This is a genomic window from Glutamicibacter sp. FBE19 (assembly GCF_015524875.1).
Taxonomy (GTDB): Bacteria; Actinomycetota; Actinomycetes; order Actinomycetales; family Micrococcaceae; genus Glutamicibacter; species Glutamicibacter halophytocola.
Window position 1 is genome coordinate 1 of record NZ_JACKQN010000010.1, and the last position, 19517, is coordinate 19517.

The following is a 19517-nucleotide window of genomic DNA, read 5'->3' on the forward strand; positions in this document are numbered from 1 at the left end:
GCTACCTGATGTCCGGGATCTGTTGAGGCTGCTACACCTTAGATTGCGAAGAGCCTGTAAAGCGGCAACGCTCGCAACTGGACTGCGGCGAGGCGGTGCGGAACCATCAGGTTCCGCACCGCCTCGCCATTTAACGCCGCGCGGGCCTACCAGGCCTTGCGGGGCACGTCGACCCCGGCCTCGCTCTGCACCTCGAGGACCTTGTCCAGGCTCGGGCGGCCTTCGCGCACCGGCCCCTGATCGGCCAGCTCGACCACGACGCGGCCGCCCGGAACCAGGTCCACCTGCTCCCCGCGCACCCAGATCGGGCGCGAGTGCGCGCCCTCAAGGGTGAAGGCGATGCTGGTTCGTTCCAGGCGCACCGCAATGCGCATGCCATGCCAGGCCAGGCTGAAGCTGATCGAGCGCCAGGCTTCGGGCAGGCGCGGATCAAAGCAGAGCCGGTCATCGTCATCACGCAAGCCGGCAAAGCCATAGATCAGCCCGGACCAGACGCCACCGGTGGAAGCCACGTGCACGCCGTCCCCGGTATTGCCATGCAGATTCTGGAGATCCACATTCAGCGCGTGCTCGAAGTACTCCCAGGACAGCTCTCGGTACCCGACCTCGGCAGCCAAAATGGACTGCACGGTCGCCGACAGTGTGGAGTCGCCGGTGGTCAGCGGGTCATAGTAGTTGAAATCGGCAAGCTTCTGCTCGGCGCTGAAGTCGCTGGAGCGCAGCCACAGGGCGAGCACCGCATCGGCCTGCTTGATGACCTGGAAGCGATAGATCACCAGCGGGTGGTAATGCAGCAGCAAGGGGCGCTTGTCCGGGCCGGTATTGGCCAGGTCCCACACCTCGCGGTTCAGGAAGTGCTCATCCTGCGGGTGGATTCCCACGGATTCCGAATACGGAATATGCATGCAGTCAGCGGCCTTGAGCCACAGGGCGATTTCGCCGTCGCTCAAATCCAGCTTGCTGGCCAGCTTGGCGTACTCCTCGGGCCGCTGCTGCGCGAGCTCGAGCAGCAGCTGGGCGCTGCGGCGCAAATTAAAGCGGGCCATGACATTGGTGTACAAGTTGTCATTGACCACCGCGGTGTACTCGTCCGGGCCGGTGACCCCGTGGATGTGGAAGCGCTCATTGCCTTCTTGGCCGCGCCAGAAGCCCAGCGACGCCCACATGCGGGCGGTTCCCGCCAGGATTTCGGCGCCGCCAGCAAGCAGGAACTCGTCGTCCTCCATCACGCTCAGATAGCGGTTGAGCGAATATACGACGTCGGCGTTGATGTGATACTGCGCGGTGCCCGCAGGATAGTAGGCACTGGCTTCCTCGCCGTTGATGGTGCGCCACGGGAAGAGCAGCCCGGCCTCGTTCATGATGCTGGCCCGCCGCGTGGCCGCCGGGATCATCGCAACCCTGGCGCGCAGCGTATTGCGCGCCCACTGCTGGTTGGTATAGGTCAAGAACGGCATCACATAGATTTCGGTATCCCAGAAGTAGTGTCCCGAATAGCCATTGCCGCTCACACCCTTGGCGCTGATGCCAAGGCCATCGGCCCGGCCCGCGGCCTGGGCCAGCTGGAACAGGTTCCAGCGGATCTTGCGCTGCAGTCCGGCATCGTCGCAGTCCACCACGACATCGCTGCGCTTCCAGAAGTCGGCCATGAAGTCCCGCTGGGCGCGGAAGTGCCCGTCCATGCCCTGTTCGGCCAGATGATCCAGCGCGCGATCCGAGCGCTGCAGCATTTCCTGGGCCGGGTGGCGACGCGAGCAGTTGTAGACCGCGTACTTCGACACGCGGATGCCCTGCCCGGCTTCCAGCCGGGTGCTGATGATCTCATCGGCACGCTCATCGGCGGTCTTGCGGTCAATGCGCAGCGGCTGATCGGCTCCGCCGGTGGTGCTCACCTGGTGCTCCACCATTGCGGCCACGGACATGCCGGACCCGGGAACCTCATATGAGATGCCCAAGCGGGATCCGCTCACCGTGTGCCCGGCGGGCCGCAAGGGATTTTCGCTGGCTTCCTCGCTCTTGCGCGGATCGGCGACGCCCCCAGCAGAGGCGTCGGTCTCCTCGGGCGAGGCCACGGTGCGCTGCGAGCGGTAGCCCACCACCGATGATTGCACGAGCACCCTGGCCGGAGCGTCCAGCAGCCGAACGTGGACATCCTGCAAGGCCAAGTGGCGGTCGGTGAAGGAGATCATGGTGCGGGCCATGACGGCCACACGGTGCCCTTCGGCGGTGCGCCACAGGGTTCGCGCGCACAGGGTCCCGTCGCGGAAGTCCAGGCGCAGTTCATCGCGCAGCATCTCGGTGCGGCCAACTTCCAGGGCTTCATCGTTGATGAAAACGCGCAGCGTCCTGAAATCCGGGGCGCTGATCATGGTCTGGCCGGTTTCGGCCAGGCCGAAGGCGCTTTCCGCGTGCCGTATCTGCCAGGCCTCGTGCAGGCCATTGATGAACGTTCCACCGCTTTGATCGCCTAGCCCCAACTGCGCCGCCCGGGCGCCAAGGAAGCCGTTGCCCAGGGAGAAAACGGTATCCTGGGCGCCATCGGCGTCCCGGTGCTCGTCACGCAACAGGGACCAGGAATCGTCCTCCCAGCTCTGCGCGGATTCATCGGAAACCAGTTCGGAAAGATCCTCAATGACAAAATGTGCGCCGGCTTCCAGCAGTTCGGCGGCATTCCCTTCCCGTGCCACACCGACCACGCCAAAGCCCCCGGCCCGTGCGGCGGCCACGCCGCTGGTGGCATCTTCGAAAACCACGCACTCTTCGGGACGCCAGCCCAAGTCGGCGGCGGCAGCCAAAAAGGTATCCGGGGCAGGCTTGCCGGCCAGTTTTCGGGCGGCGGCTTCCTGGCCGCCCATCACCAGCGGGAAGTGCTCTTCCAGGCCTGCGGCCGAAAGCACCATGCGCGCGTTGCGCGAGGACGACACCACCGCGACGTCGAGCCCGGCATCAAGAACCTGGCGCAGGTAGGCCAGGGAACCCGCGTAGGGCTCGATCCCATCGCGCAGCAGCACCTCGGTGAATTTGTCGTTTTTCATATTGCCCAGTGCACAGATGGTGTCCTGGCCTGCGGGATCCTGGACGTTTCCCCATGGCAATTCGAGACCGCGCGAGGCGAGCATGGCTTGCACCGCGTCATAGCGCGGACGCCCGTCGAGCAGGTTGAAATAGTCCTGCTCGGTGTAACTGGCCACGCCCGGGATTTGCTCGAAATAGGAAGTGAAAAGTTCTTGCCAGGCTCTGCGATGCAGCAGCGCCGTTGGTGTAATCACACCATCCAGATCAAAGAGGACGGCTTTGTAATCACGATGTCGGTACTCAGGTCGATAAGCGTTCACGATCGAAATCCTTCGAAAGGGGAGCAAATTACTAGCCGTAGTCCATACGGTAGCAACTGAACGCGTTTGCATCGACATACTACGATAAGAACGTGGCACAGTGGATAGATTTGTTCAACAGCGATAACTGGCGTGAGTCGACCGCCGAATGGATCGATGCGGCCTGCGAGGCCTACGGCATCCAGCGCACCTCGGGTCCTGACTTCTGGCCTGCCCAATTGCACCAGATCCAGGCATCGGTGCAAACCGACGCAGCGGACCTGATCTTCAGCGCCAACGCCCCGGGGCTGGCTGCTGAAGCTGCCACCACCGTGGTGGCCGGACAGCTTTTGCCTGATCGCGTGGTGATGCCGCTGGCGGTGGATCGCCGCGCTGGCTACATGCTGAGCCCGGACTTCGGGCATACCATGGCGGATCTCGGGGATTCCGTGGAAAACTGGGAGCTGGCACTGGCCTCGCTCGGGTCCTTGCAAGTGGCGCTGATGGGTAGTGAAGACCAGTTCTTTGATGCCGGCGTCACCGTCGTTGACCCCCAGTTCCTGCCCGAACAGTTCGAGCAGGCGTTGATGATGCACGTTTCCCTGCCAGCAGAACACCCATTGCACATCGACGGGGCGCAGGCAGATCATCTGGCCGCGCATATCGACGAGCTGACCCAGGCCAGCGCTGCCCTGCACCAGGGCGCAGTCCCGCTGAGCCTGGAACACGGAAATTTTGATCTTTCCCAGGTTGTTGTACCGGCAGAAGCTGGCATCCACGGGCGTATCCTGAATCTTTCCTCAGCTCACTGGGCGCACCCCTTCTCATCGCTGAATACCGCCTTGGCGGCCATGACCGAAGCGTGGAACTGCGAGACCAGCGACGAGCGGGTCATGCAGGTGCTTTTCGCCTATCTGGATCAATTTGCCGCGTACGGCTCGCCGGATGAACTCTACGACCTGATCAATCCAGCCTGCCTGGTGGCTCCGCTGTCCCAGCACGAGACGTGGCTGCGCTTGCTCTTGGATGCCGACGATGAGCATTTGCGCGAGAACGCTCCCAGCGTATTGAGCACGCTGGACCTTCAATAGCTTTAACGACGCATGGGCCCCGAGGGGGCCCATGCGTTCTTGCTACTGGGATACTGCGGCTTCGATTTCCTTGAACGCATTCTGCGCGGCATCGCCCACGCTCTGGCGGTCAAAGAAGACTTCCATTTCGTAGCGATACAGGATGTCCTGCACGGCACTGAATCCCATTGGAGGAATTGGTTCTGTTCCTTGCAGCTCCGGCTCCAAGCTGGTCACGAACTGCGCAGAAGCGGTTTCGATGGAATCCAGATCCGCAACTACCTTTTTGCGGACATCGAGGTTTGCCGGCAATCCCCGGTCCATCTTGTTCAGTTCACCGGCTTCTTGCGAATTGACCATGAAGTCAATGAACTTCTTGACCTCGTCCGGGTGCTTGGTTCGGCCGTAGCCGGACATCATCATCGAGGATTTGTACCATAGGCCGTTGTCTTCGGCTTTGCCGGTATTGCTTGGCAAACGCAATGGAACAAGATCGGAGCCAACCGCTGCCGACAAGCCGCCCAGCTGGTTGCTCCACCACATGCCAAAGGCTGCAGTTCCGGTGCCTGTCATCGAGCGGTCCGGCCCGGCATTCTGGTTTTCTGCCAGCACCGAAGCCTTCGGGTACGAGCCGCCGCTGAGCAGGTCCCGGTGGTGCTGGAAGTAGCCAGTGAGATCTTCGGCAGTGAATCCAAGAGCTCCATCGCTTCCGGTCAGGTGCTTCCCGTCCTGGCGCAACCACGTCTGAAGTCCCGCAGGTTCGTTAGGAGCCTCGGCACCGTATTTTCCATCGAGCTTTTCGCTGACGGTTTCGGTCATCTTCCGGTAGTCATCCCAGGTCCAGGTCTTGTCATCCGGCACCTCGAGTCCGGCTTCTTTCAGGATTTTGGGGTTGGCAGTCAGGGTGAAGGAGTTGATGCCCGTGGTGATGCCGACGAGGCCGTCATCGGTCGTACCATTCTGGATGGACACTTCTTCAAATTTGGACACGTCCACGCCGGTCAGGTCGAGCAATGCACCGCGGTCCGCATATTCACGAAGATACTTGTCGTCCATCTGGATGATGTCCGGAGCGTCGTTGGAGGCAACCTGGGTAGCCAGCTTGTCCCAGTAGCCGCTCCAATCCGAGTATTCGCCCTGGACGTCAATATCGGGATTCTCGGCCTCGAAGGCTTCGATGATCTTATTGGTGGCTTGGGCTCGTGAATCAGAACCCCACCAGGAGAATCGAAGCACCGTCTTGCCGTCGGCACTCTCGGAGCCGCCACTGCCACCGCACCCGGTCAACGCCAGAGCAGCAACCGCGGCCACCGCTACGGACTTGCTCAGACGTGCACCGAACTTCCGTCGACTTTTTCTTGAGTTGTCCTGCTGGTCCATGGGGTCTCCTCCTTGAGTGGGCCGGTAAGTGCGAGGTTTCAACAATTGACCGTCATTTTCAGTCTTTTGGAAAGCGCTTCCCAAACAATCTATGTGTGACCCCAGTCACGAGTCAAGAGGGTAAGGCAAATCCATCAATTACTTTTGAACATGGCATGATGCACGTTCGGTATCACCGATTCTCCGTGCGCAATTCCGAGGATTCGCGCAATACGGGAGTTCCCGTGACCACCGTTTTGCGCGCGTCCCCATGGCTTAGCACCATCTCACCAGCCCATCGGCCGATTTCTTCCAGCGGCAGGCGGGCAGTGCTAATTGCGGGAGTGACGTCCTCAAGGGTCGGGATATCGTCAAACCCCACTACGGCAATGTCTTCGGGCACGCGCAGCCCGCTCTCCCGGATCGCGCGAATTGCGCCCAGGGCCATGACGTCAGAAACACAAAAAACGCACACTTGCTGGCCTGATTCCTCGGGCGCGCGCTCCCTGAGGTAGTCGCTCATGGCCATATAGGCGCCCTCGCGGGAAAACGCCCCATGGACAACCTCCATGGCAGCCAATCCAGTTCGCTTGAGCTTCGCAAGGAACCCTTGGGCGCGATGGCGGGAGGTCAGCAGGTTTTCGTCGCCAGCAAGAACAACAAACCTGCGGTGACCTGCTCTGATCAGCTCCTCTGCGAGATTTTCAGCGGTGGCCTGGTTGTCCACCTGGATACCACCGGTGCTCGCCAGGGGCTGGCCTATGACAACAACCTGGCCACCGTTCTCCTGGTAGTTCCCAATAAGCCGAAGCAGGCCCTCGTCTTCGGAATGGCCGCGGGATCCGGAAAGGATGATGGCATCAGTCCGCTGCGACATGAATGCCTTGACTGCCTCGATTTCCCTCTCGGGTTCAGAATCGGTACTGGCCAAGAGCAGCTGGGTGCCGCTATCCCCCAAGCCGCGCTGGACACCACGAGCAATCGTCGAGAAGTACGGATCCGCGATATCGCGGACCACCAGGCCAACGAGCTTTGTTGAAGCGCGGGCAAGCGCTTGCGCTTGGGCGTTGGGAAAGTAGCCCAGTTTTTCCGCCGCGGCGCGGACCTTATCCGAGATTTCGGCAGCGGGCTTACGAGCAGAACCGTTGAGCACACGTGAAGCTGTCGCCAATGAAACTCCGGCTTCATTAGCGACATCAGTTAGTCGAATAGCCATCTGAAATCCTTTTCGTCCACTACAAGCTGGGACAAGCTTATCTTTCAATTCCCGTGATGGTTGACACTCTAATTCTGCATCACTATCGTGGAAAGCGCATTCCCAAATTTATTTCCCTCTCTCACTTCAGCCGAGGAGTATCTCGTGACAACTACCAAAGTTCTCCGAATTGCCATGAACGGCATTACCGGCCGCATGGGCTACCGCCAGCACTTGCTGCGTTCGATCCTGCCCATCCGCGACCAGGGCGGCATTACGCTCGCCGACGGAACCAAGCTCACCGTGGAGCCAATTCTCGTTGGCCGCAATGAAGACAAGCTGCGCGAACTCGCGCAGGAACACCAGGTGGAGCACTACAGCACGGACCTCGACTCGCTCATCGAAGACCCAAGCATCGACATCATCTTCGATGCCTCGATGACCTCGCTCAGGTACAACACCCTGTCCAAGGCCATCGCTGCAGGCAAACACATCTTCACTGAAAAACCCACCGCAGAAACTCTTAGCGATGCCATCGACCTGGCCCGGCAGGCCAAGGCCAAGGGAATTACCGCCGGCGTAGTCCACGACAAGCTCTACCTCCCAGGCCTGGTCAAGCTGCGACGCCTGGTCGATGAAGGCTTCTTCGGGCGAATCCTCTCCCTGCGCGGCGAGTTCGGCTACTGGGTCTTCGAAGGCGATATCCAGGAAGCCCAGCGCCCATCGTGGAACTACCGCCTGGCTGACGGGGGCTCCATGACCACCGACATGTACTGCCACTGGAACTATGTGCTGGAAGGAATCATCGGCCAAGTCAAGACCGTGACATCCACAACCGCCACCCACATCCCTACCCGCTGGGATGAGCAGGGCGAGCCCTACCCGGCCACCGCAGACGATGCAGCCTACGGAATTTTTGAACTCGAAACCCCCGGCGGCGATCCGGTCATCGCACAAATCAACTCCTCCTGGGCGGTCCGCGTATACCGTGACGAGCTGGTTGAATTCCAGATTGACGGGACCCACGGTTCGGCTGTGGCAGGCCTGAACAAGTGCGTTGCCCAGCAACGCGCCCACACGCCCAAGCCGGTATGGAACCCTGACCTTCCGGTCACCGAGTCCTTCCGCGACCAGTGGCTGGAAGTTCCAGCCAATGCAGATCTGGACAACGGCTTCAAGCTGCAGTGGGAAGACTTCCTCGCGGACGTCGCTGCCGGACGGGAACACAAATTCGGCCTGCTCTCGGCAGCCCGCGGCGTGCAATTGGCCACCCTGGGCCTGCAGTCCGCTGCCGAACGCCGGACCCTTGACATTCCGGAGATCACGCTATGAGCGAGAACAACTACCCGGCGCTAGCCCTCATCGACGAGCACGGACAGTCCTTCACCTACAAGATGCAAGGCCCCGGGGACTTCCAGCGCCCGAGCTCTCCCTTTTCTTCGCGCAAGGTCTACGCGGCAGCCCACGTGATACCCCAAATGGGAGCCGACAACACTCCGGGGTCGCCAGCGGTGATCGACTGGGAGACTACCCTGGCCTACCGCCACGAGCTCTGGTCCTACGGGCTCGGCGTCGCGGACGCGATGGATACCGCGCAGCGCGGCATGGGGCTGGACTATGCCGCCACCTGTGAACTCATTGATCGATCAGCCCAAGAAGCCGCGGCGGTCATCGCGGAGAACCGCTATCCCGCCCTCACCGGGCTGACGGTCCGCGACATTCTCGCCTGCGGGGTGGGAACCGATCAGCTCGCCGTCGAGTCAGTTGAGCCAGGCCAGTTGCAGGAAGTCACCGGCGCCTACCTGGAAATGCTGCGCCTCGTAGAGGGTTCCGGAGCTAAATCCATCTTGATGTGCTCGCGGGCCTTGGCCAAGGCCGCCCGCAATCCCGAGGATTATGTCCAGGTTTACGGCACCTTATTGGAAGCGGCGCAGGAACCAGTGATCCTGCACTGGCTGGGCGAAATGTTCGACCCGCAACTTACCGGCTACTGGGGAACTTCCGACCTTGGAGAGGCAACCGCGGTATTCCAGTCCATCTTGGAGAAGTATTCGGACAAGATCGACGGCGTGAAGGTTTCCTTGCTCGATGCAGAGCATGAAAAACAACTGCGCGCTGCCCTTCCTTCCGGGATCAGGCTCTATACCGGAGACGACTTCAACTATCCAGAACTCATCGATGGCGATGGCGAGCTTCATTCAGATGCCTTGCTCGGAATATTTGCTGCCATCTATCCGGCGGCTTCGGCTGCATTACAAGCATTTGATGCTGCAGATTCCGCGCGGGGACGCGCCATCCTGGACTCGACCCGGGAACTGGGGCTGCATATTTTCAGCGCCCCCACCATCTACTACAAGACTGGAATTGCCTTCCTCTCCTGGCTCAACGGCCATCAGAGCGGCTTCCAGATGGTAGGCGGATTGCACGCCGGGCGTTCACTGCCCCACCTGGTCCGCACCTTCGTGCTGGCCGATACCGCAGGCCTGCTGCTGAAACCAGAAATGGCTGCCGAACGCATGGAACAGCTGCTTGCTGTATACGGCGTCAAGGAATCAACTCGATCACTGTCAGGAGTGTCATGAGCTTCGAACTATCGCTGAACACCGGCACCACCCCCAACCTCAATCTGCAGCAGGCGGTCGAAGCCGCAGCCCAAGCCGGGTTGACCCATATCGGCCCTTGGCGCCATTTGCTGGAGGAAGCCGGCGGTGCTCAACGTGCCGCAGCCATCATCAAGGAAGGAGGGCTGCAGGCCAGCACCCTCTGCCGCGGCGGATTCCTCACGGCAACTTCCGAGCAGGCACAACAAGAAGCCTTCGAATCCAATCGGAAAGCCATCGAAGAAGCGGCCACCATCGGAGCACCCAACCTGATCATGGTGGTAGGCGGCTTGCCTTCGGCCGCGCACATTCTCGGAGGCACAGGAGATCCCGGCGACAAGGACATCGTCGCCGCCCGTGATCGAGTCGCCCGAGCCCTGGATCAGCTGGTTCCCCTGGCGATGGACCACGGAGTCTGCCTGGTCCTTGAAGCACTGCACCCGATGTATGCCGTTGACCGAGCCGTGCTATCGACCTTGGGCCAGGCATTGGATTTGGCCACTGCACATCCGGCCGAAGCCGTAGGTGTTGTAGTTGATACCTTCCACGTCTTCTGGGATCCACAGCTGCAGCAGCAGATCCAGCGGGCAGGCCATGAGCGCCGTCTGGTCAGCTATCAAATCTGCGACTTCAACCTGCCCATTGCCGGCAATGCCCTGCAATCGCGCGGAATGATGGGCGATGGCCATGTTGATTTCTCATCCATCTCCCGCTGGGTGGCCAAGGCCGGCTATCGCGGGCCAGTGGAAGTTGAAATTTTTAATGACGAGATCAATTCCCAAGACGCGGGCCTGACGCTTGCTACGATGTCTGACCGTTATAAGTCGCTAGTTTTACCGCATCTTGAACAAGCTGCAGGCATCCAGCCGGCAAGCGCCATAAACTGATCTGACTTCGACGATTTCAAGAAGGACACCATGAACCAGCAAACCACCGCGACAGCTGCCAAGGACGAAAGTTCCGCTTCGCCGCCAACAGCGCCAGCGGTGGTGCTGGTTGGCCTTAATGGTTTCGGACGCCAGCATCTGGCGAATATCGAACGTTTAGCCGGCGAAGAAAAGATTCGCTTCCTGGCTGGAATCGACCCCAAGGATCCGGGCAGCCAGGTTCGCGGGGAAAACACGCGAATCTTCAACACCTTCGAAGCGTTTCTTGAGTCGGGGCTGAAGCCAGACATCATCATTATTTCGACTCCAATAAGCACCCATGCGGATTTGGCCATGAAGGCCTTGGCAACCGGAGCCGACCTGTATCTGGAAAAGCCGCCGACGGCCACATTGGGGCAGTACGAGACGCTGCTCGATGCCGCGCAAGCAGCCGGAGTCAATGTCCAGGTAGGGTTCCAGGCTTTGGGTTCTTTGGCTCTCCAGGCGGTGTCGGAGCTCTTTGGCGCCGGGGCAGAAAATTCTCCCATTGGCGCCCTGCGGGCGGTGGGCGCCAGCGGAAATTGGCTGCGCACCACGGGCTATTACAATCGTTCGCCCTGGGCCGGGCACCGCCAACTCAACGGAGTTGAAATCGCAGACGGCGTGGTCACGAACCCGCTGGCCCATGCCGTGGCCAGCGCACTCCGGATTGCCGGGGCACAGCGCTCTGGCGACGTGGTCTCAGTAACCACGGATTTGTACCATGCCCACCAAATCCAAGCGGACGATACGTCAGTGGTGAAGGTGCAAACGAACACCGGCATTCCGCTCACCGCCGCTTTGACTGTTTGCGCGAAGGAACAGCAGGACCCCTGGATCACCATCTATGGAACCGAAGGCTCAGCCATCCTGTACTACACCCGCGATGAGCTGGTCATTCGCCCCAATCCTGACTTCGGCCGCCCCGAGACATCCCAGACTTTCAGCCGCGTGAACCTGCTGGAAAATCTTGTGGATGTCCGCCGTGGAACCGCGCCCCAGCTGCTCAGCTCGCTGGAATCTGCCGGAGCCTTCATGCGGGTTCTCGAGGAAATTCGCACCGGTTCCGAACCAGCTGTAATCCAGGAAGAACAGGTGATCCCGGCCGGTGAAGGCGAGGAATTCCACCCTGTCATCCCGAATATCGAGCAATTCATCGATCGTTCCGTGGCCGCGCAGTCTGACTTCTCCTCACTCGGCGCCCCATGGGCGGCCGAACCGGAGTCCAGCGGAAAATTCACACTGGAGAATCCATCCACCAAGCAGAACCAAACCGTTGCGAGGCTCCGCACCGGCAAGGATATTTCCGTCACCAACTCGCCGCGGCCATTCCTCGATGAGCTCAAGACGATGGGTGGAGTGCACATCAGCGATCAGCAGCCACTGGACCACACCTGGCATCTGGGGGTCGGAGTGGCGCTGCAAGACGTCAATGGAAATAACTTCTGGGGCGGACGAACCTATACGCGTGCCGACTCACGATACGTGTGGCGCCAAGACCATGGGCACATCCGTACTGTCGCGAATTCGTTTGCCCCCAGCGGAAGTTCACTCAGCTCCCAGCTGGAGTGGGTAAGCCATCAGCAACACGTCTTGCTGGACGAACAACGCATAGTAGATTTCCGTGCTTTCAACCACCAATCCACTGGGGCAACCGGTTGGATCATGGATTTCACCTTCAGCCTGTCTGCACGCGAGGAATCAGTTTCCATCGGCTCACCAGGATCTAATGGACGGCTCAATGGCGGATATGGCGGTTTTTTCTGGAGACTGCCCAAGGCCAATAACCCGGATATCTTCACCGAGACGGCATCAGGAGAGGAACAGGTCCACGGCTCGCGCAGTCCTTGGCTAGCGTTCGCCGCGGAATTTTCCTCGGATGCTGTCGGCCTGGCTCAACGCGGTACAGGACACGGCGCGGCCACGCTCATCTTCTGCAGCGACGACGGCGACCCGTGGTTTGTCCGCAGCTCTGGCTATCCAGGTGTGGGAAGCTCGTTGGCATGGGATGCTCCACTCATATTGGAGCCCGGAGCTTCGATGGCTCGCCACCTGCGCGTTCTGGTGGCTGATGGCCGCTGGAGCGGGCCAGCAGCCTCGTCGATTGCCCAGGAATTCGGTTCAGATAGTCAGGAAGACGGAACATGCCCACAGCGGTAACAAGCGAGTACACGAAAAAGCATACTCAGCTCATGGCAATCATCCGGGCGCGGGGCGCGCAAGCAGTGTTGCTCTCCACCCCCGCCTCGCTCGCGTGGCTCCTCGACGGCGCGCGCACGCATGTTTCACTTGCTGCGCCTCCCGTCGCCCGGGTTCTGGTACACGCTGAAGGCTGCGAGCTAGCTACGTCAATCAGCGAAGCGCAGCGGCTGCAGGACGAAGAACTCAATGACCAGAGTCCGGTGAATCTCCACGTCACCAAATGGTACGAATCGCTGGATGAGGTCAGTGCCTGGTTCCCCGAAGCCGCAGACTGGGAGATTCTCGCAGAGTCCGAGATCGACCCGGAGCTCCGTGCCATGCGCACGGCATTAACTGCGGCAGAAGTGGACCGCTACCGCCAGCTGTGCCAGGACACGGCTTCGGTGATGACCGAGGTTTTGTCCGCCACATCCAGCGATGACACCGAATTTGAGGTCGCGGCCAAGCTTGCCGCTGGTGCCATGGCGCTGGGCGGAGAAGTGCTGGTGGCTCTGGTTAGCGGGTCCACCCGTGGTGAATATCGGCATCCGCTACCGACGAAGGCACCGCTGGGCCGCAGGGCCATGGCGGTGTTATGCGTAAGGCGGCACGGGCTGATTGCCAATCTCACGCGCTGGGTTCGCTTCGAGCCGCCCACCGAGCAAGAAATTGCCGGGGAAAATGACATTCTTGGCGTCGAGGCAGACATCATTTCCGGCATCGCGGAAGACAGGGCCCTCGGTGAGCTGCTGCCCATCATCCAGCAAGCCTATCCAGCGCACGGCTTTGACGAGCTGGAGTGGACGCGACACCATCAGGGCGGAATTGCCGGCTTCAACGGCCGGGATCCACGCCTGGCTCCCGGAGCTACAGACCGGTTCCAGGCAAACCAGGCCTTCGCTTTCAACCCGAGCGCACAACGCAATGGGCAGACTTTTAAAGTCGAAGACACCATGCTGTTGACTGAATCCGGTGCCATCGAAGTTCTTAGCGTGGACCCTCATTGGCCAACGACTGTGGTCAACGGATTGCCCAGGCCCCAAGTGCTGCAACGATAAGCAGGCATGGAAAAACTGGTGGGTGAGGGGAATCGGATTCCCCTCACCCACCAGTTTTCTCTGTGCATAGGCTCTAGACCTTGGCTTTGAGCTCGGATCTCCAGCTTCTCTTCGGTTCCCAACCGATCACTTCGCGTGCTTTATCAATACTGAAGGCGGGGCTATCTCCGGTCAGGCCTGTTGTCAGCGACGCGAGCTCCGGGTAGATCTCAGGAATGATCTCCGAGAGTGGTCGAGTAGCCATGGCATCCTTGGCTCCCACGAAGAACACTGCACCATTGTCCACGCGGTCAAATCGCTCGAGCAGCAACAGCAGGAAGTCCGCAACGTCGCGGGCATCTACATAATTGAATAACGCCGGGGCTGATAGCTTCGGATCCTGCAAACGCTCAGCCACCGTGTGACCCTGCTGGGTCGGTGCTCCATCCCATTCTTCTTCTGCAATCACAAAGCAGGGACGGAAAGAAGCAAATTTGACCGGGCTCTGCGGCCCCATCTTGGCGGCGAACATGGCCGCGATCTGTTCAGCGACATACTTGGACAATCCATAGGCGTGCCACGGCCGCGGTGTTTCGTTTTCGTCCAGCGGGAGCTTTTCCGGAACCCAGCCACCGGGTGATCCGTAGCCCATGATCGATGGGCTGGAGGCCAGGACCACACGCGTCGCGCCCGACTCCACAGCGGCCGAGGTGACATTGTGCGCGATGGTCGCGTTGGTCTGGAGCAGGACTTCTTCCGGAGCCATAAATGGTACGGCCATGGCCGCTAGGGAGACGACGGCCTGAGGAGAAATTTCCTTGAATGCTGTGTGCGTGGCTTCGGCATTCATCAGGTCAATGCTGCGGTAGTCAACTCCGGCCACTGGTTCTTCGGGTAGCCCGCGGTCCAGTGAAACCACAGCGTGTCCTGCAGCCGCAAAACCTTCGACTACCGCCCGTCCCAACCGGCCAGAACCTCCGGTAATAATAACTTTCTCACTCATGAATTCAATTACACCTGAACCTGTTCAACTGACGACAAATTAACACCAAGCCCGGCGTGTGCTACATCCACTAGCTCGCCGGTTTCCAAAGATTTGTTCCCGCAGATTCCCACGGCGATAGCACGCACTCCGTCCAAGAATCCGGCCTGCCGCGAATAGCCATCAACTTGGCGCCCTTCGAAAAGTTCTTGAAGCAGCAGCTTGTCACCACCACCATGCGATCCTTCCGAATTGATAATCGGAATTTCTTGCGCTTCCTGCCAGTGTCGCTGCACCACAAGGCGCTCTCCTTTGGAGCGCACTTTGCTGCTCTGGCCATCGTCGCTATAGGAGGGGTCGACGGGACTCCCACCTGACGCCGGCAGGACTGCTGCCCGTTCAACAACATCCAGTTCAAGCCGGCCTTCGGTTCCGTTAATAGCCACTCGGTATCCTTCCCAAGGGCTGTGCGCATTGAGCGAATAGGAGAGAATTGGCCCCTTCTCGTACTGAACGGTCAGGCTCAGATTGTCCTCAATGGATATTTGCCCATTAAAAACGCCTTGATCTCTCCGGTAGCCATCAAAATGCTCATTGGCCAAATACAGTTTTTCCAACCGCTCATCGCTGCGCAGATCAAGGTCAAAAGGCTCTTGGTCGCTCCGATCATGGGTACCGCGTTCGTGCGTTTCAAAGCCCCTGGCCGCAGCATTTTTTGGCCCGTAGAATTTCAGCCCGCCAGCGGCGAAGACGCTGTGCGGCGAGTCCTCGAGCCACCAGTTAACGAGGTCGAAGTGATGACTTGATTTATGGATCAGCAGCCCGCCGGAATTCTCTTTGAGGCGGTGCCAGCGGCGGAAGTAGTCCGCGCCGTGAACGGTATCGAGCATCCAGCTGAAGTCGATGGATGTCACCCGGCCAATTAATCCGTCATCTATGGCTTTTTTCAAGGCCGTGTTTCTCGGTGAATACCGATAGTTAAAGGCCACAATCACTTCGCGGCCAGTGTCGGCCACGGCCTGTGCGATGCGGGCGGTGCTCTCAGCATCGATGGTCAACGGCTTTTCCACGATGACGTCGGCTCCGGCATACATGGAGGTGCAAATCAGTGACGCATGGGTATAGTCGGGCGTCGTGATGATGACCCGGTCGATGGAGTTCTCCTGGATGAAGGACTCCAGGTCTTCGGGGTCGAAGGAGCCTAGGCGTTCTCCAAAGGTCTGCTCGACAACATCTTGGTAGTACTCGATGCGGCCCGGGTTCGTGTCCGCCAAGGCGACCAATTCAGCGACGCCGTTGTGATCTCCGAGCATGGAAGTGATGTACATTTCGCATCTGTTCCCGGCACCGATCAGCACGTAGCGCGTGCGCGTTGTTGTTCCCATGTGTTTTCTCCTTAGCTATGGACCGCAATGATTGCGTAAGTATCAAACATGCGAATGGCCCAGATTCTGAAGCTCCGGGCCAGTCGCACATGCTTATTTGATGCCAGTCGTGGCGATTCCCTTGACCAAATACTTCTGGCCGAAGAGGAAGGCGAGGAAGACCGGGATGAGGGTAACAATCGACATGGCGAACAATGCGCCCCAGTTCGATTCACCCGTGGAGTCGATGAACGCGTTGAGCGCCACCTGCACGGTGTAATTGCTCGGATTGGTCAGGTAAATCAGCGAGGTGAAGAAGTCACTCCAAGTCCAGATGAAGGTGAAGATCGCTGTCGTGGCCAATGCCGGAACCATGAGCGGCAAGATCACCTGCAGGAAGATCCGGGGGTGCCCGGCACCATCGATGCGGGCAGCTTCGTCCATGTCCTTGGGAATGCCGCGGATGAACTGGATCATGAGGAAAATGAAGAACCCGTCGGTTGCCAACAACTTCGGGACAATGATTGGCCAGAAGGTATTGACCCACCCGATCTGCGAGAACATCACGTACTGGGGCACGATGATTACGTGGATCGGAAGCATGATCGTCATGAGCATGAGCACGAACATGATTTTCTTGAACTTGAACTCAAGCCGGGCGAATGCGTACGCCGCCATGGAACACGAGACCAGATTGCCGATAATGCAACCAAGGACCAGAATGGCCGAGTTCAACAGGTACTTGCTGAATGGCTCGGACAGGGCATCCCATCCGTTGGGGTAGTTGTTCCAATCCACCTGCGAAATGACAAGGCCCGCTTCACGGAAAATCAGATCATTGGGCCGGAAGGAGCTGGCGACCATCCACAGAAGCGGATAGATCATCACGCCCGCTGCCACGATCAGCAACGCGTGTTTCACGATGGAACGAAACGGCGTCCGCACCTTTGGCCGGTGGCCCTTGACTCTGCGTCCCCTGGCGTCGGTTCCACCAGCCGGCAGTTTACCTTCCAGCATCTTCTCTTCGTCGAGAACATGGCCCTGCCCTGCTTGGCCAAGATCTTCAGACTGCGGTAGTGAAGTTTGATTAGTCATCGTAGAACACCCAATACTTTGAAACGAAGAAGTTCACGGCAGTGAAAGCACCGACTATGAGGACCAGAAGCCAAGCCATGGCCGAGGCGTATCCCATATCGAATTGCTTGAAGCCTTGCTGATACAGATACAGAGTGAAGAACATCGTGGAGTCAGCCGGTCCACCCGAGCCATTGGAAACGATGAAGGCCTGGGTGAAGTTCTGGAATGCTCCGATAATCTGCAAAACGAGGTTGAAGAAGATAATCGGGCTAATCATCGGAAGCGTAATGCTGCGGAACTGACGCCATTTGGTTGCACCATCAATAGATGCGGCTTCGTAGTACATGGCGGGCACTTGGCGCAGGCCGGCCAAGAAGATCACCATCGGCGACCCGAAGGTCCACACGTTGAGCAAGATCAGGCTTCCAAGGGAAGTATTCGGATCTGAAATCCAGCCAATGCCCTGAATGCCTACAAGATCGAGCATCTGGTTGACCAGACCGGTGGTTCCAAAGATCTGCTTCCACAGCACTGCGATGGCCACGGACGAACCGAGCATTGAAGGCAGATAAAAAACTGATCGGTAGAACGACAGTCCGCGCATGCCCCGGTCCAGCAGGATGGCCACGCCGAGTGCAACGGCCAGCTGCAGCGGGACGCCGACCAGGACGTAAATGAAGGTCACTCGCAGCGAATTGTGCAGCCGCTGGTCTTCGAGCATTCGCTGGATGTTGTCAAAGCCGGTGAATTCCGGTGATTGCAACAGGTTGTAATCAGTGAAGGCGAGGTACAGCGACATCGCCATCGGCCCCAGGGTGACCAGGAAAAGCCCTATCGTCCACGGTATGAGGAAGATATGAGCGGCTTTATTGTCTTTTGCAGGAGCCTTTCGGCCCTTGGCCTTGCTCAGGTTTTGCAATTCGGCAATGGCACTCACTGGCCATCACCTCCTTTCATCAGAACGCTAAGGTGCCCCTTATGAATCGGGACCGACATGACTGACTCCTTGCTTCAAAAATGCTTCGCCAACATGCTTTGGAATGCGCTTTCCAATCTCTATTCCACAACGCTAAACTAAAGAGCAACGTGAGGTCAACCACATTGGCGAGATGACTGGCCACAGGGGCATTGTCATCTTTAATGCCGATTGGCAATCCAAGTGGGTACTCTTGGAAAGCACCCGAGATTCAAATAAGGATTCATAAATTGTCACAAGTCAGAGCTGGATTTAAAGATACGATTGAGTCCATAGAACTCTATCTAGTTTCGCTGCCATTTGACGCGGCGCGTCGCGAAACCGAAGATTCCAATGCGGAATCAATCGATACTTTCAATGCATCATCGAGGACCTTCACCCAGATGGAATCCTTGATCGTAAAAATAACCACGGCCCAGGGACTTGTTGGCTGGGGGGAAGGGTTCGGGCACAAGGCCAATCCAGCCACGTGGGCAGCGCTTGAGCATATCGTCGCTCCTTTCTTCTTAGGTCGAACCACCGAGTTGGACCAATGCCTGCCCGCTGCGGAATACGCCTTTCATGCATTCGGACGCACCGGGCCAATCCACTACGCACTATCCGCTATTGATATCGCCCTATGGGATATCGCGTCGAAGCAAGCCGGCAAGTCCCTCCGCGAATTCATTGATGCCGATGCCCGCCATGAGATCAACGCCTACGCATCGCTGGTTCATTATGCGGAGGACCCGGCAGAAGTTTCCTTCCATCTCTCGCGCGCCATGTCCCGGGGGTTCAAGGCGTTCAAGTTGCACGAATCGTTGAAACCAGCCATTCAGGCAGCGCGGCAAACCGTCGGGGATTACCCGTTGATGGTCGACGTGAACTGCAAATGGCAATTGCCGGAAGCCCGTTCGGCTTTTGAACAGCTTTCTGACATGAATCTTCTATGGATCGAAGAGCCCGTATTTCCTCCAGATGATTCGCAGTCCCTGCGCGTGCTGAATTCCGAATTCAGCAATGTTTCAGGCGGGGAGAACCACTCGGGAGTCCACGGTCTGATCAATGACATGGAACGCGGAGCAATCGAGTTCGCACAACCGAGCATTGGCAAAATCGGCGGCGTCAGCGCAATGCTGCAAGTGCGAGAGGCCGGCAAGAGACTTGACGCCCACGTCATTCCCCATTGTTTCTATTACGGTCCAGCTCTTCTGGCCAGTGCCCAGATCATTGCCCTGGATCCTGCGGTGCGCCTGCAAGACGGCCAAGCACGTCCAGAGCTGGAAGTCCCCTTCTTGAACTGGGAAAAGCAACTGCACCCTTGGCATGCACCGCATCAAGGCCTTCTTAACGCCGACGGCACCTTGCCCCTGCCAACGGCTCCAGGAATCGGCTTCGAGCCTGATACCGAAGTAATGAGCCAGCACACGATCAAGTACTGCTCCCTCGGCACGACCGAATAGGCCCTCGAACAGAAC

Annotated in this window: 14 protein-coding genes; 7 read left to right on the top strand and 7 right to left on the bottom strand. The window is 58.9% G+C overall.

Going from position 1 to position 19517, the window contains the following annotated elements; genetic code table 11:
* Nucleotides 1–146: 146 nt before the first annotated feature.
* Nucleotides 147–3335: a beta-phosphoglucomutase family hydrolase gene (locus H6F58_RS14415; RefSeq protein ID WP_195182030.1), complete on the bottom strand. Its 3189-nt coding sequence runs from the start codon at nucleotides 3333–3335 to the stop codon at nucleotides 147–149.
* 92 nt (nucleotides 3336–3427) lie between these two features.
* On the opposite strand from H6F58_RS14415, the gene H6F58_RS14420 reads away from it, so the two are divergent.
* On the top strand, nucleotides 3428–4405 hold the full coding sequence (locus tag H6F58_RS14420; protein ID WP_146277248.1) for a hypothetical protein: 978 nt from the start codon (nucleotides 3428–3430) through the stop codon (nucleotides 4403–4405).
* Nucleotides 4406–4447: 42 nt separating this feature from the next.
* Here the strand turns inward: H6F58_RS14420 and H6F58_RS14425 are convergent, their stop codons facing one another.
* On the bottom strand, nucleotides 4448–5764 hold the full coding sequence (locus tag H6F58_RS14425) for an ABC transporter substrate-binding protein (RefSeq protein WP_146277246.1): 1317 nt from the start codon (nucleotides 5762–5764) through the stop codon (nucleotides 4448–4450).
* A 172-nt stretch (nucleotides 5765–5936) separates the two neighbouring features.
* Nucleotides 5937–6959, bottom strand: coding sequence for a LacI family DNA-binding transcriptional regulator (locus H6F58_RS14430; RefSeq protein WP_195182031.1), 1023 nt, complete (start codon nucleotides 6957–6959; stop codon nucleotides 5937–5939).
* A gap of 174 nt (nucleotides 6960–7133) precedes the next feature.
* Between H6F58_RS14430 and H6F58_RS14435 the strand changes: the two genes are divergently transcribed.
* The 5 genes from H6F58_RS14435 to H6F58_RS14455 are packed head-to-tail and all read left to right on the top strand — an operon-like array spanning nucleotide 7134 to nucleotide 13682.
* Nucleotides 7134–8270, top strand: coding sequence for a Gfo/Idh/MocA family oxidoreductase (locus tag H6F58_RS14435; RefSeq protein WP_195182088.1), 1137 nt, complete (start codon nucleotides 7134–7136; stop codon nucleotides 8268–8270).
* Nucleotides 8267–9520 carry a dihydrodipicolinate synthase family protein gene (locus H6F58_RS14440; protein WP_195182032.1) on the top strand — a complete coding sequence of 418 codons (1254 nt, stop codon included), beginning with the start codon at nucleotides 8267–8269 and terminating at the stop codon, nucleotides 9518–9520. The genes H6F58_RS14435 and H6F58_RS14440 overlap by 4 nt, the downstream gene beginning before the upstream one ends.
* Complete coding sequence (locus tag H6F58_RS14445; RefSeq protein WP_195182033.1) at nucleotides 9517–10425, top strand: sugar phosphate isomerase/epimerase family protein; 909 nt, start codon at nucleotides 9517–9519, stop codon at nucleotides 10423–10425. Before H6F58_RS14440 ends, H6F58_RS14445 begins: the two co-directional genes overlap by 4 nt.
* Nucleotides 10426–10455: 30 nt before the next feature.
* Entirely contained in the window at nucleotides 10456–12603 is a 2148-nt protein-coding gene (locus H6F58_RS14450) for a DUF6807 family protein (protein WP_195182034.1), read from the top strand.
* Between the two features lie 32 nt (nucleotides 12604–12635).
* On the top strand, nucleotides 12636–13682 hold the full coding sequence (locus H6F58_RS14455; protein WP_244652617.1) for a M24 family metallopeptidase: 1047 nt from the start codon (nucleotides 12636–12638) through the stop codon (nucleotides 13680–13682).
* Between the two features lie 73 nt (nucleotides 13683–13755).
* Here the strand turns inward: H6F58_RS14455 and H6F58_RS14460 are convergent, their stop codons facing one another.
* The 4 genes from H6F58_RS14460 to H6F58_RS14475 all read right to left on the bottom strand — a co-directional run bounded on the left by H6F58_RS14460 (nucleotide 13756) and on the right by H6F58_RS14475 (nucleotide 18021).
* Nucleotides 13756–14664 (bottom strand): NAD(P)-dependent oxidoreductase, encoded by a 909-nt coding sequence (locus tag H6F58_RS14460; RefSeq protein WP_195182036.1) that lies wholly within the window; start codon nucleotides 14662–14664, stop codon nucleotides 13756–13758.
* Nucleotides 14665–14672: 8 nt separating this feature from the next.
* Nucleotides 14673–16028, bottom strand: coding sequence for a Gfo/Idh/MocA family oxidoreductase (locus H6F58_RS14465; RefSeq protein ID WP_146277236.1), 1356 nt, complete (start codon nucleotides 16026–16028; stop codon nucleotides 14673–14675).
* Nucleotides 16029–16121: 93 nt separating this feature from the next.
* The gene (locus H6F58_RS14470) at nucleotides 16122–17102 is read right to left on the bottom strand and encodes a carbohydrate ABC transporter permease (protein ID WP_244652618.1); all 981 of its coding nucleotides are present in this window, start codon (nucleotides 17100–17102) and stop codon (nucleotides 16122–16124) included.
* The gene (locus H6F58_RS14475) at nucleotides 17095–18021 is read right to left on the bottom strand and encodes a sugar ABC transporter permease (protein ID WP_146277234.1); all 927 of its coding nucleotides are present in this window, start codon (nucleotides 18019–18021) and stop codon (nucleotides 17095–17097) included. The genes H6F58_RS14470 and H6F58_RS14475 overlap by 8 nt, the downstream gene beginning before the upstream one ends.
* 203 nt (nucleotides 18022–18224) lie before the next feature.
* Here H6F58_RS14475 and H6F58_RS14480 point away from each other — a divergent pair, with 203 nt between their 5' ends.
* The gene (locus H6F58_RS14480; RefSeq protein ID WP_280521056.1) at nucleotides 18225–19502 is read left to right on the top strand and encodes a mandelate racemase/muconate lactonizing enzyme family protein; all 1278 of its coding nucleotides are present in this window, start codon (nucleotides 18225–18227) and stop codon (nucleotides 19500–19502) included.
* Nucleotides 19503–19517 lie beyond the last annotated feature (15 nt).

Excerpts from the sequence above, each read along its gene's own strand:
- H6F58_RS14465 (WP_146277236.1), bottom strand. The coding sequence starts at position 16,028 with ATGGGAACAACAACGCGCACGCGCTACGTGCTGATCGGTGCCGGGAAC.
- H6F58_RS14480 (WP_280521056.1), top strand. The coding sequence starts at position 18,225 with ATGCCGATTGGCAATCCAAGTGGGTACTCTTGGAAAGCACCCGAGATT.
- H6F58_RS14445 (WP_195182033.1), top strand. The coding sequence starts at position 9,517 with ATGAGCTTCGAACTATCGCTGAACACCGGCACCACCCCCAACCTCAAT.
- H6F58_RS14455 (WP_244652617.1), top strand. The coding sequence starts at position 12,636 with ATGGCAATCATCCGGGCGCGGGGCGCGCAAGCAGTGTTGCTCTCCACC.
- H6F58_RS14440 (WP_195182032.1), top strand. The coding sequence starts at position 8,267 with ATGAGCGAGAACAACTACCCGGCGCTAGCCCTCATCGACGAGCACGGA.
- H6F58_RS14435 (WP_195182088.1), top strand. The coding sequence starts at position 7,134 with ATGAACGGCATTACCGGCCGCATGGGCTACCGCCAGCACTTGCTGCGT.
- H6F58_RS14450 (WP_195182034.1), top strand. The coding sequence starts at position 10,456 with ATGAACCAGCAAACCACCGCGACAGCTGCCAAGGACGAAAGTTCCGCT.
- H6F58_RS14470 (WP_244652618.1), bottom strand. The coding sequence starts at position 17,102 with ATGACTAATCAAACTTCACTACCGCAGTCTGAAGATCTTGGCCAAGCA.
- H6F58_RS14430 (WP_195182031.1), bottom strand. The coding sequence starts at position 6,959 with ATGGCTATTCGACTAACTGATGTCGCTAATGAAGCCGGAGTTTCATTG.
- H6F58_RS14425 (WP_146277246.1), bottom strand. The coding sequence starts at position 5,764 with ATGGACCAGCAGGACAACTCAAGAAAAAGTCGACGGAAGTTCGGTGCA.
- H6F58_RS14460 (WP_195182036.1), bottom strand. The coding sequence starts at position 14,664 with ATGAGTGAGAAAGTTATTATTACCGGAGGTTCTGGCCGGTTGGGACGG.